Here is a 12,371-nt window from a genome sequence, read left to right as displayed (position 1 = left end):
GGATGAAAGAGGTGAGTATTATATGCAACATAAAAGCCCTGTAGTTACTTGGGATTTGTTTGGTTTGGATATTAAATTCAACTTAGCAAGTATATTAATGGTAATCATTACTTCGCTTATTGTTTTAGTGATAGCTATAGCTTGTACACGTAACTTGCAGAAACGTCCGACCGGCAAACAAAACTTTATCGAGTGGATTTTTGACTTTGTTAGAGGCATTATCGAAAGTAACTTAGCTTGGAAAAAGGGTGGACAATTCCATTTCTTAGCAGTTACGTTGATTATGTTTATCTTCATCGGTAACATGCTCGGATTGCCTTTCGCAATTGTTATTGACCATACATTGTGGTGGAAATCTCCGACAGCAGACGCTACTGTTACATTAACTTTAGCGGTTATGATTATTCTGTTGACGCATTATTATGGTATTAAAATGCGTGGAGCTGGAAACTACTTCAAAGGCTATGGCCAACCATTCCTTGCATTAACACCTGTCAATATATTTGAAGAATTTACAAATACATTGACACTCGGCTTACGTTTATACGGTAACATTTATGCAGGTGAGATTTTAATCGGCTTATTATCATCCTTGATAATCGGTCATGCAGCATGGGGTTGGATTATCGGTGTGCCTGGCTTGATCGCTTGGCAAGGATTCTCTATCTTTATCGGTACAATCCAAGCATATATCTTTATCATGCTGTCCATGGTTTATATGTCCCATAAAATTGCGGACGATCACTAGTTTTATTTAAATATTTTAAACACATTTAGGAGGATTTTTTAATATGAATTTAATCGCAGCGGCAATCGCAATTGGTTTATCAGCACTTGGTGCAGGTATTGGTAACGGTCTTATTGTATCTAGAACAGTTGAAGGTGTAGCACGTCAACCAGAAGCACGTGGTCAATTAATGTCAATCATGTTCATCGGTATCGGTTTAGTTGAGGCATTACCTATCCTTGGTCTTGTAATTTCATTCATTGTTTTATTCCAGTAATAAATACAATCAAGGCAAGCGGCGAAGTCAACAATCGGCTTTCGCCATTTCTTTCGTAATAGATTAACACTATATGCCAATAGAGGACTTTGAATGAAAGGAGTGTCCAAGTACTGTGACTGCGACTACAAATAATTTAGTTCTTGGTGCTGCAGGCGGCGGTGTTGAATGGGGTTCAGCATTAGTAACTTTAATTACTTTCTTAATCCTATTAGCATTGCTTAAAAAGTTCGCGTGGGGTCCACTGAAATCAGTGATGGATAAACGTGAACAAGATATCAACAAAGATATCGATGATGCAGAACAAGCTAAAATAAACGCTCAAAAACTTGAAGAAGAAAACAGACAAACTCTAAGAGAAACTCAAAACGAGGTTCAAAAAATCTTAGAAGAAGCAAAAGTGCAAGCACGTGATCAACATGAACAAATTATTCATGAAGCTAACCAACGTGCAAATGGCATGATTGAAACTGCTCAAAGTGAAATCAACAGCCAAAAAGAACGTGCAATCTCTGAAATCAACGATGAAGTTTCTAAGTTGTCAGTTCTGATTGCGTCTAAAATTTTACAAAAAGACATTTCAGAGAAAGATCAAAAAGAATTGATCGACAAGTACATTAAAGAGGTAGGGGATAAATAATGGCAGTTGTTGCTAAAAAATATGCCCAAGCGCTGTATGAAACGTCACTCGACAAAGATGTTTTAGATTTAATGTACGAAGAATTTGCTGCAGTTGATGAAGCAGCGGTTCCTAATCAAGATAAATTGAAAGCTTTTGATTCAGACCCTAAAAATATTGCTACTAGCCGTAAAGGCTTAGTAGAAACATCTTTCAAAGGTGTTAATCAATATTTGATGAATATGCTGTATGTTATGGCTGAAAATCGTCATTTATCTATTTTGCCAGAAGTATTCAAAGCATTTGAAGGTCTTTACAATCAATATTACAATCAAGACTTTGCCACAGTTGAATCTGTTCACGAACTATCTCAAGAAGAATTGGATAAAGTCGGTGAAGCATTAATTCAACGAACAGGATTGTCAAAATTAATTATTACAAATGTAATTAATCAATCTCTTATTGGCGGCATAAGAGCCAAAGTAGGTACAAAAGTCTTTGATGGAAGCATTCAAAATGATCTTGCTCAAATTGAAAGAAAATTTATCAGAACGAAATAATTAATTAAAGAGGAGTGACATAGATGGCCATAAAAGCTGAAGAAATTAGTGCATTACTTCGCTCACAAATCGAAAATTATGAGTCAGAGATGTCTGTAACTGATGTCGGTACTGTAATTCAGATTGGTGATGGTATTGCATTAGTTCACGGATTAAACGACGTTATGGCTGGTGAGTTAGTAGAGTTCCACAATGGTGTGCTTGGCTTAGCTCAAAACCTAGAAGAATCAAACGTTGGTATCGTTATTTTAGGACCATATACAGATATTAAAGAGGGCGACGAAGTTAAACGTACAGGTCGTATCATGGAAGTACCTGTAGGAGATGAACTTATCGGACGTGTCGTTAACCCATTAGGTCAACCACTAGATGGACAAGGCCCGATTAAAACTGATAAAACACGTCCAGTTGAAGAAAAAGCAACTGGTGTTATGGCGAGACAATCAGTAGATGAACCTTTACAAACTGGTATTAAAGCCATTGATGCTTTAGTTCCAATCGGTCGTGGTCAACGTGAGTTAATCATCGGTGACCGCCAAACAGGTAAAACTACTATCGCTATTGATACAATTTTGAACCAAGCAGATCAAGATATGATTTGTATCTATGTAGCAATTGGTCAAAAAGAATCTACAGTTCGTGCAACTGTTGAAAAATTAAGACAAAGCGGTGCGTTAGACTACACAATCGTAGTAACTGCATCAGCAGCTGACCCAGCACCATTATTATACATCGCACCATATGCAGGTGTATCAATGGGTGAAGAGTTCATGTTCAATGGTAAACAAGTTTTAATCGTGTATGATGATTTAACTAAACAAGCTGCGGCTTATCGTGAACTTTCATTATTACTTCGCAGACCTCCAGGCCGTGAAGCTTATCCTGGTGACGTTTTCTATCTACATAGTAGATTATTAGAACGTGCTGCAAAACTTAACGATGAATTAGGCGGCGGTTCAATTACAGCATTGCCTATTATCGAAACTCAAGCAGGAGATATCTCAGCTTATGTACCTACAAACGTTATCTCAATTACTGACGGACAAATCTTCTTAGAATCAGACTTATTCTTCTCAGGTGTTCGTCCAGCAATCAACGCTGGTTTCTCTGTATCACGTGTAGGTGGTTCAGCTCAAATCAAAGCAATGAAAAAAGTTGCAGGTACATTACGTTTAGACTTAGCTTCTTATCGTGAATTAGAATCATTTGCTCAATTTGGTTCTGATTTAGATGAATTTACAGCTAAAAAACTTGAACGCGGTAAACGTACAGTAGAAGTTTTAAAACAACCTCAAGGTGCACCGCTTCCAGTCGAAAATGAAGTATTAATTATCTATGCATTGGTTAATGGATTCTTAGATGACATTCCTGTTGAAGATGTTATTCGTTTTGAAAATGAATTATTCAACTGGGCTAAAAACAATGCATCAGAATTATTAGATGAAATCAAAGACAAAGGTACATTGCCTGATAAAGAAGCAATGAACCAAGCGATTGAAAACTTCAAACGTAGCTTTAGCGTATCTGAATAATAAAGAAGCGAAGTATTAAATAAGGTGGTGAAATAATGGGATCTCTAAAGGATATTGATTCAAGAATCAAGTCGACGAAAAAGATGAATCAAATCACTAAGGCAATGAACATGGTTGCGAGTTCAAAATTGAACAAAGCACAACGTAATACCAATCAGTTCAAACCTTATATGGATAAATTGCAAAATGCCATCACTGCTGTAGCAGGCCAAACAACTTCCAATCATCCGATGTTAGTTGAACGTCCTGTGAAAAAACGCGGCTACTTGGTTATTTCCAGTGACCGTGGATTGGCAGGAGCATACAACGCGAATATCTTACGTAAAGTGTTGCAAGATATTCAAGAACGCGGCGAAAATCCTGGTGATTATAAATTGCTAGTATTAGGTAAAGTAGGTATCGACTTCTTTAAGAATAGAAGTATTGATGTAGAATATGCATTGCCTGATGTACCAGATCAGCCAACTTTCAAATCAATTGAACCTGTAACTAAAAAAGCGATTGATATGTATGAAAACGGCGATATTGATGAATTGAATATTTACTATAATAAATTCGTCAATGTTCTTGAAAGCAAACCGACTGCAAAAAGAGTATTACCATTAAGTAAAGAAAATGCAAGTTCAGGTCATGGACAAATGTCTTCATATGAATTTGAACCTGATAAAGAATCAATCTTAAATATTATTTTGCCGCAATATGTAGAAGGCTTGATTTATGGCACAATCTTAAACGCTAAAGCAAGTGAACATGCAATGCGTATGACTGCTATGAAAAATGCTTCTGACAATGCGAGCGACCTTATTGACGATTTATCATTACAATATAACCGAGCACGTCAAGCTGCAATCACTCAACAAATTACAGAGATTGTCGGCGGCGCAACTGCTCTTGAATAGTTTTTAAAGGAGGAAATAAAGAATGGGTGTAGGCCGCGTAACACAAATCATGGGTCCAGTTATCGATGTAAGATTTAATCATGACGAATTACCTAAGATTAATAACGCATTAGTGCTTGATGTACCTAAAAAAGATGGCACTACTGAATCTCTTACATTAGAAGTAGCACTTGAATTAGGCGATGATGTTGTCAGAACTATCGCAATGGACTCTACAGACGGAATCAAACGTGGTGACGATGTACAAGATACAGGTCGTCCAATCAGTGTTCCAGTCGGAGATGATACATTAGGAAGAGTATTTAATGTTTTAGGTGATCCGATTGATAATGCAGGTCCAATTCCAGAATCAGTACCACGTGAACCAATTCATAGACAACCACCACCATTTGATGAATTATCAACTAAAGTTGAAATTCTAGAAACTGGTATCAAAGTTGTAGATTTATTAGCACCATATATCAAAGGTGGTAAAGTTGGACTATTCGGTGGTGCCGGTGTTGGTAAAACTGTATTAATTCAAGAATTAATTAATAACATTGCTCAAGAACACGGTGGTATTTCAGTATTCGCCGGTGTTGGTGAACGTACACGTGAAGGTAATGACTTGTACTTTGAAATGAGCGATAGTGGCGTAATCAAGAAAACAGCAATGGTATTTGGTCAAATGAACGAGCCGCCTGGCGCACGTATGCGTGTAGCATTATCTGGTTTGACAATGGCTGAATATTTCCGTGATGCGAAAGGTCAAGATGTATTATTATTCATCGATAACATCTTCCGTTTCACACAAGCAGGTTCAGAAGTATCTGCATTGCTTGGCCGTATGCCTTCAGCCGTTGGTTACCAACCAACACTTGCTACTGAAATGGGTCAATTACAAGAAAGAATCACATCAACTATGAAAGGTTCTATCACGTCAATCCAAGCGGTATTCGTACCTGCCGATGACTATACTGACCCAGCGCCAGCAACTGCATTTGCTCACTTAGACTCAACAACTAACTTGGAACGTAAATTAACAGAAATGGGTATTTACCCAGCTGTGGATCCATTAGCATCTACTTCAAGAGCACTTGAACCATCAATTGTTGGACAAGAACATTACGATGTTGCTCGTCGTGTACAAGCTACATTGCAAAAATACAGAGAATTACAAGATATCATCGCAATCTTAGGTATGGATGAATTATCTGATGAAGATAAAAGTACAGTTGAACGCGCAAGACGTATTCAATTCTTCTTATCTCAAAACTTCCACGTAGCAGAACAATTTACTGGTCAAAAAGGTTCTTATGTATCTGTTAAACGTACAGTTGAAGACTTCAAAGATATCTTAGAAGGTAAATATGATCACATTCCTGAAGATGCATTCCGTTTAGTCGGCAGCATGGACGATGTATTAGAGAAAGCTAAAGACATGGGTGTTGAAGTTTAAAAATTAGGAGGTAAAGTTTAATGAACACAATGAACGTTAATATTGTTACTCCTAATGGTTCTGTTTATAACCAAGATAATGTTGAAATTACTGTTCTACAAACAGTCGGCGGCGACATGGGTGTTATGTACGGACATATTCCGACTGTAACAGCAATTCAAACAGGTTATGTTAAAGTACATTATACAGATGGGATTGAATACATTGCTGTAAGTGATGGATTCGTAGAAATCAGACAAGAAAAAACGTCAATAATTGTACAAACAGCAGAAAAAGCTGAAGATATTGATGTCAGACGTGCTGAATCGGCTAAAGAACGAGCAGAATCACATTTGAATAACAATGACGAAGATACTGACATTAACAGAGCAAAACGAGCTTTAGAACGTGCTGAAAACCGTCTTAAAGTTTCGGAATTAAAATAATAACTCACCATAAACTATAGGATATATCTCAATTTGAGGTATATCCTATTTTTTTATTTCTTTAGTTAATTAGCATTGTAAATAAATTGTAGAATTTCAGTTATTATATTCAAGATTGTATGAATTCGAGTCAATATAATGTACAATGTTAGTCAGTAAACATTTGAGGAGTACAAAAAATTATGGATTATTTAGGGCAGTTTGCGATAGCGCACTTAATATTACATGTCGTTTGTATATGTGTGGCTTTTTGGGCGCTCAACGCATTGAGATTAGATCAATTCTTTAAAAAAGGCTACCCTGCACAAGTACAAGTTTTGCTTATTTTTTTAGCTATTGTAATAGGAGCAGGGGTCAGCAACTTTATAATCGACTTGTTGCAATTTTCAACACAGTTGAAGTATTTGGGAAAATAAGCGCTTAAGTGTAAAACTAAAGTAATTCCATATATAATGTAAGTATAGTAATAATGAGAGAAATATGACTGAATTGAGGATGTTCAGAGGAGTTAAAAAGTGGAGGAGTAATAATGACTAGAGACAGAATTGTAATTAAAGGCGGCAATCGTCTTGAAGGAGAAGTTCAAGTCGAAGGAGCAAAGAATGCGGTATTGCCAGTTTTGACTGCATCGTTACTAGCTTCAAAAGGAACTAGTACCTTACATAATGTTCCAGAATTAAGTGATGTAGTGACAATTAATAATGTATTATCAACATTAAACGCTGATATTAAGTACAACAAAGAAAATAATAGCGTAACTGTTGATGCTACAAACCAATTAAACTTTGAGGCCCCTTATGAATATGTAAGTAAGATGCGTGCAAGCATTTTAGTAATGGGGCCTTTATTAGCACGTCTAGGTCACGCTAAAGTTGCATTACCAGGTGGTTGTGCAATTGGAAGCAGACCTATTGAACAACATATAAAAGGTTTTGAAGCACTCGGAGCTGACATTCATTTAGAGAATGGTTTCATTTTTGCAGACACAGAAAATGGATTAAAAGGTACAAATATTCATTTAGATTTTCCAAGTGTCGGCGCTACACAAAATATAATTATGGCAGCTGCTTTAGCCGAAGGAAAAACCGTGTTGGAAAATGTAGCACGTGAGCCAGAAATTGTAGACCTTGCTAATTATATTAATGAAATGGGCGGTAATGTTACGGGAGCAGGTACAGACACGATTACTATTAATGGTGTAAAGGAACTTCACGGTGTAGAACATTCAATTATCCCTGATCGTATTGAAGCAGGAACATTAATTATTGCCGGCGCTATAACACGTGGAGATGTGTTTGTACGAGGTGCAATTAAAGAACATATGACGAGTCTTCTGTATAAATTGGAAGAAATGGGTGTTAATTTGGAATATAAAGAAGACGGTATTCGTGTATCTGCAGAAGGTGAATTGAAACCTGTCGATGTCAAAACTTTACCTCATCCTGGTTTCCCAACAGATATGCAATCACAAATTATGGCTTTACTCTTAACTGCTGAAGGCCACAAAGTGATTACAGAAACAGTCTTCGAAAATCGTTTTATGCACGTAGCTGAGTTCAAACGTATGAATGCGCAAATCAATGTAGAAGGCAGAAATGCTAAAATTACAGGTAAAAGTAATTTGCAAGGGGCTCAAGTAAAAGCTACTGATTTACGTGCCGGAGCTGCATTAATCTTAGCTGGATTAGTTGCTGAAGGTACAACAGAAGTTTCAGAATTAAAACACTTGGACCGAGGATATGTAGACTTTAATGGTAAATTAAAATCACTCGGTGCTGATATCGAACGTATAACAGAATAGGAGATACTTGATGAAGAAGCCGATATTTTATAAATTGACACGAATTCCTTTAGGATTTGGTATAATAATTGTCGTTATATTGATGATAATAATGTTCTTAATAGGAATTTTAATTGGTTATCTGCTCAATCATCAAAACCCTTTAGAATTTTTTGATTTTCATACATGGAAGCACTTTAAACAGCTTTTTGGAGGTTAACAAATGGAAACAATTTTTGACTATAATCAAATTAAAGAAATTATCCCTCATAGACAACCATTTTTACTTATTGATAGAGTAGTTGAATATGAAGAAGGACAGCGTTGCGTTGCAATTAAACAAGTTTCTGGGAATGAACCATTTTTCCAAGGTCATTTTCCTGATTATGCAGTAATGCCTGGCGTTTTAATTACAGAAGCGCTTGCTCAAACAGGCGCTGTAGCATTATTGAATAGTGATCAGAATAAAGGTAAAATCGCTTTATTTGCAGGAATTGACAAATGTCGCTTTAAGAGACAAGTGACACCTGGTGATACATTAACTTTAGAAGTAGAAATCACTAAAATGCGTGGACCAATCGGTAAAGGAACAGCTAAAGCCACAGTTGATGGTCAACTTGCTTGTAGTTGTGAATTAACTTTTGCAATCCAAGACGTATAAAAAAAGAGCGTTATACTTTCATTAAAAGAATGATAAGTATAACGCTTTTTTCTATTCTTCTTTACGTTCGTCTTTAAGGCGCGGTTTAGATTGCATCATTCTATTAAATGATTTTTTCAATTCTTCGCCTTCTAAACCTTCATCTACAAGTTGTGCCAACAAATTTTCAGCATAGACTTGTCTGAGTGTATAGACATGACAATCAAAGATGACGGACATTTTTTCGTTTTCATATAAAGAGATATTTTTAATTGTGGCATCAAAGAGTGCAGGATCATTAGATGGTCGGGTAATGACTACACGAATATCAAGTAAAGCTTCATTGTCCATATATTCTTTCATCATATCGTAGTGGTTGTCAGAAATAACTATTTCTAATAACCAGCCTGTGCCACTTTGTTCTTTATTAATAATTACACCGTCATAGAGCTCGTATTCAATTACTCCACCATTTTCAGTGACAATTTGGAATCTGACTGCTTTAAATGTTTTCATTAGGAAGTCACTCCAATCTTTTTTAAATTCTGCAAAAAATTAAAATACTAATACTAGTATAGCTCAAAAACTCCAAAAATTTCAGTCGATATGCAAAAAATATGTATTAATACCCTTTAACTATTTAATTTTCGTACTTTGACTATCTAAAGTAAAGTGAATATGATATTAAATATAGGAGGTGAAACTTTGTTAAACAAAATCGTCATTGTTGGACGTCTAACCAGAAATCCTCAACTAGCACAAAAGGAGGATAGTGATATTGCCAGTTTTAGTGTAGCAACTGAAAGAAATTACAGCTATCAAGGTCAGAATCAACAAGCAGTTGATTATATCTTTTGTAAAGCTTTCGGTAAAACAGCAAAAAATATAGCTCAATACACTAAAAAAGGATCGCTAGTAGGAATAACTGGACACATGCGTTCATATAAGTATGAAAAAGATAAGCAAACTCATTTTATAACTGAACTTATAGTTGAAACTATTAAGTTCATATCGAGTCCAAATTCTAATGAAAATTCCACTTCAAATTACTCAAATATAACTGAAAACCTAGAAGGAAGCCCTGCCTTTCAAGAAAATCAGTTATCCACTGCCACTCAAAATCCTCAGACACAAAACCAATAGCAACATCCTATCTAAATGAATTATCCCAAATTCTTAAGCATAAACTCTAAACATATTCACTTATTCATGTGTAGTTCTTTCTAAATCTCATTGTAGATATTTTCAATCACAATCATTCATTCTTTCTAATTCTCAATTTATAAAAAATACTCATTTAGGATGTGGGAGCTTGACAGAAATAATTTTTTGAGTAAATTATTTTGTCTTAGCTCCTGCAGCCCAACAAAGCTATTTTATATTCTAATAGCTGTCCATTTATGGTGAGGCTGAGACAATTTTATTATGTCTTAGCCTCATTTCGTAATTTTTTTGGAATTGACATTCCTAATTCAGTAAATCAAGAGGGAATTTTCGGTGTAAAATTGAACTAAATCGCAATTTAATTATCTGAATAATTACATGTATATTACATAGTTACAAAGTTGTTTCTACTATTAAACACTGTCATGAAAGTCTATAAATACACCGTTAGCCACCTAATTAAATTGAAAATGCGTAATTTAAGCGTAAAAGAGCACTTGTTTTTTTTATTTCGCTGTAACCTGCACCCTGTTTTCAGATGATATAGTTATAACTGCAAATTGATGATATTAATCACGCGAAAAAAACAATTACCTTATAGGAGGATTTTTGGAAATGAAAAAATTATTAGTAGCTTCATCAGCATCAGCAGCATTATTTGCAGTAGGAGTAGGCGCGAACGCACATGCAGCCGAAGATAACAATGTAAATCAAGATCACTTAGCTCAAACAGCTTTAAATAATCCACAACAATTAAACCAAGCACCTGTACAAGAAGGCGCTTATAATATTGGCTTTGACAACTCTGGTTACAACTTCAACTTTAACTCAGATGGTACTAACTGGAGCTGGAGTTATAATGCAAACGGTGCAGCTCAACAAGCACCAGCACAACAAACTACACAACAACAAGCACCAGCAGCTCAACAAGCACCAGCACAAGAGCAAACTCAACAACCAGCTCAAACACAAACTCAACAACAACCAGCTCAAGAAACTGCACAACAACAAGCACCAGCACAAACTCAACAACAACCAGCTCAAGAAACTACACAACAACAAGCACCAGCACAAACTCAACAACAATCAACTCAACAACCAGCGCAACAATCAGCGCCAGCGCAACAATCAGCTGACTCTGGTTCAAGCAGTATCAACAGCCACTTACAAGCAATTGCTCAACGTGAATCAGGTGGCGACATTCATGCAACTAACCCATCATCAGGTGCTTCAGGTAAATTCCAATTCTTACAAACTACTTGGGATTCAGTAGCTCCTGCAGAATATCAAGGTAGACCAGCAGCTGAAGCTCCAGAAGCAGTACAAGATGCAGCAGCTCAAAAATTATATGACACAGCTGGTCCAAGCCAATGGGTAACTGCATAATTTAGAAATAAATATATTTTGAAATAACAATAAATCTGTTAGCGGATTATCATTCTCTGAATGGTAGTTCGCTTTTTTATTGTAATATTCATGTAAAATTTGATACATACTATTTATATTGTTGTAACCTATGATAAGTTTTTTGGTGCTATTATGAATACAGCAAATTAATCATATAAACTTTTTACCTTATAGGAGGATTTATTTTCAAATGAAAAAATTATTAGTAGTATCATCAGTAGCCACTGCCGCATTCTTAGCCACAGGAGCAGCTTCACATAACGCTCATGCAGCAGAAGTAAGCCAATCAGAACAACAATTAGCTGAAACAGCTCAAAATAACCCACAACAATTAAACCAAGCTCCAGTACAAGCAGGCGCTTATAACATAGATTTCGTATATAATGGTAACGAATATCACTTCGAATCAGATGGTTCTAACTTCAGTTGGAGTTACACTGGTTCAAATGGTGGAGCAACTCAACCAACTCAAGAAACAACTACACAAGCAGCACCAGTTCAACAACAATCTGCTCCAGTAGCACAACAAACATATCAAACTCAATCAACAACTAGCTACAGCAATTACAGTGCTCCAGTACAACAAAGCTATAGTGCTCCAGCTCGCAGCTATAACACTTCAGCAGTTTCAACTGGTGGATCAACTAAAGCTCAATTCTTAGCTGCAGGCGGTACTGAAGCTATGTGGAATACAATTGTAATGCCTGAATCAGGCGGTAACCCGAATGCAGTTAGTCCAAACGGATATATGGGTCTTGGACAAACTAAAGAAGGTTGGGGAACTGGATCAGTTGCAGATCAAACTAAAGGCATGATTAACTATGCAAACTCTCGTTATGGTTCACTTGCAAATGCAACTTCTTTCCGCGCATCTCACGGTTGGTGGTAAGCCGATAACGCTTT

The 12,371-nt window shown here is 36.2% G+C and carries 16 protein-coding genes; 15 read left to right on the top strand and 1 reads right to left on the bottom strand.

What is annotated here, in order from left to right; all coding sequences use genetic code 11:
• The first annotated feature begins 22 nt into the window (after nucleotides 1-22).
• From atpB to fabZ, 12 genes are all read left to right on the top strand, one after another.
• Nucleotides 23-748 carry a F0F1 ATP synthase subunit A gene (gene atpB / locus CNQ82_RS09980; protein WP_095104260.1) on the top strand — a complete coding sequence of 242 codons (726 nt, stop codon included), beginning with the start codon at nucleotides 23-25 and terminating at the stop codon, nucleotides 746-748.
• A gap of 43 nt (nucleotides 749-791) precedes the next feature.
• Complete coding sequence (atpE, locus tag CNQ82_RS09975; protein ID WP_015900858.1) at nucleotides 792-1,004, top strand: F0F1 ATP synthase subunit C; 213 nt, start codon at nucleotides 792-794, stop codon at nucleotides 1,002-1,004.
• 115 nt (nucleotides 1,005-1,119) lie between these two features.
• On the top strand, nucleotides 1,120-1,644 hold the full coding sequence (locus tag CNQ82_RS09970) for a F0F1 ATP synthase subunit B (protein WP_095104262.1): 525 nt from the start codon (nucleotides 1,120-1,122) through the stop codon (nucleotides 1,642-1,644).
• Nucleotides 1,644-2,183 carry a F0F1 ATP synthase subunit delta gene (locus tag CNQ82_RS09965; protein WP_123145131.1) on the top strand — a complete coding sequence of 180 codons (540 nt, stop codon included), beginning with the start codon at nucleotides 1,644-1,646 and terminating at the stop codon, nucleotides 2,181-2,183. Before CNQ82_RS09970 ends, CNQ82_RS09965 begins: the two co-directional genes overlap by 1 nt.
• A gap of 23 nt (nucleotides 2,184-2,206) precedes the next feature.
• Entirely contained in the window at nucleotides 2,207-3,715 is a 1,509-nt protein-coding gene (atpA, locus tag CNQ82_RS09960; RefSeq protein WP_123145130.1) for a F0F1 ATP synthase subunit alpha, read from the top strand.
• A gap of 35 nt (nucleotides 3,716-3,750) precedes the next feature.
• On the top strand, nucleotides 3,751-4,614 hold the full coding sequence (atpG, locus tag CNQ82_RS09955) for an ATP synthase F1 subunit gamma (RefSeq protein WP_123145129.1): 864 nt from the start codon (nucleotides 3,751-3,753) through the stop codon (nucleotides 4,612-4,614).
• A 22-nt stretch (nucleotides 4,615-4,636) separates the two neighbouring features.
• Entirely contained in the window at nucleotides 4,637-6,052 is a 1,416-nt protein-coding gene (gene atpD, locus CNQ82_RS09950; RefSeq protein WP_123145128.1) for a F0F1 ATP synthase subunit beta, read from the top strand.
• 20 nt (nucleotides 6,053-6,072) lie between these two features.
• Complete coding sequence (locus CNQ82_RS09945; protein WP_095104272.1) at nucleotides 6,073-6,477, top strand: F0F1 ATP synthase subunit epsilon; 405 nt, start codon at nucleotides 6,073-6,075, stop codon at nucleotides 6,475-6,477.
• 182 nt (nucleotides 6,478-6,659) lie between these two features.
• Complete coding sequence (locus tag CNQ82_RS09940; protein ID WP_095104274.1) at nucleotides 6,660-6,893, top strand: DUF1146 family protein; 234 nt, start codon at nucleotides 6,660-6,662, stop codon at nucleotides 6,891-6,893.
• Between the two features lie 113 nt (nucleotides 6,894-7,006).
• Nucleotides 7,007-8,278: a UDP-N-acetylglucosamine 1-carboxyvinyltransferase gene (gene murA / locus CNQ82_RS09935; RefSeq protein ID WP_123145127.1), complete on the top strand. Its 1,272-nt coding sequence runs from the start codon at nucleotides 7,007-7,009 to the stop codon at nucleotides 8,276-8,278.
• Nucleotides 8,279-8,288: 10 nt separating this feature from the next.
• Nucleotides 8,289-8,477, top strand: coding sequence for a DNA-directed RNA polymerase subunit beta (locus CNQ82_RS09930; protein WP_123145126.1), 189 nt, complete (start codon nucleotides 8,289-8,291; stop codon nucleotides 8,475-8,477).
• A 3-nt stretch (nucleotides 8,478-8,480) separates the two neighbouring features.
• Entirely contained in the window at nucleotides 8,481-8,918 is a 438-nt protein-coding gene (fabZ, locus tag CNQ82_RS09925) for a 3-hydroxyacyl-ACP dehydratase FabZ (protein WP_123145125.1), read from the top strand.
• 51 nt (nucleotides 8,919-8,969) lie between these two features.
• Here fabZ and CNQ82_RS09920 read toward each other — a convergent pair whose 3' ends face one another.
• Nucleotides 8,970-9,413 carry a YwpF family protein gene (locus tag CNQ82_RS09920; protein ID WP_095104284.1) on the bottom strand — a complete coding sequence of 148 codons (444 nt, stop codon included), beginning with the start codon at nucleotides 9,411-9,413 and terminating at the stop codon, nucleotides 8,970-8,972.
• Between the two features lie 189 nt (nucleotides 9,414-9,602).
• Between CNQ82_RS09920 and CNQ82_RS09915 the strand changes: the two genes are divergently transcribed.
• From CNQ82_RS09915 to CNQ82_RS09905, 3 genes are all read left to right on the top strand, one after another.
• Complete coding sequence (locus tag CNQ82_RS09915; RefSeq protein WP_123145124.1) at nucleotides 9,603-10,040, top strand: single-stranded DNA-binding protein; 438 nt, start codon at nucleotides 9,603-9,605, stop codon at nucleotides 10,038-10,040.
• A 636-nt stretch (nucleotides 10,041-10,676) separates the two neighbouring features.
• A complete protein-coding gene (locus CNQ82_RS09910) occupies nucleotides 10,677-11,447 on the top strand; it encodes a transglycosylase family protein (RefSeq protein ID WP_123145123.1) in 771 nt (256 codons plus the stop codon).
• A gap of 211 nt (nucleotides 11,448-11,658) precedes the next feature.
• Nucleotides 11,659-12,357: an aggregation-promoting factor C-terminal-like domain-containing protein gene (locus CNQ82_RS09905; RefSeq protein WP_123145122.1), complete on the top strand. Its 699-nt coding sequence runs from the start codon at nucleotides 11,659-11,661 to the stop codon at nucleotides 12,355-12,357.
• Nucleotides 12,358-12,371 lie beyond the last annotated feature (14 nt).

It is taken from the genome of Staphylococcus debuckii (genome assembly GCF_003718735.1).
Lineage (GTDB): Bacteria > Bacillota > Bacilli > Staphylococcales > Staphylococcaceae > Staphylococcus > Staphylococcus debuckii.
The sequence above is the reverse complement of the archived record's forward strand: the minus strand, read 5'-3'. Positions and strand labels throughout refer to the sequence as shown.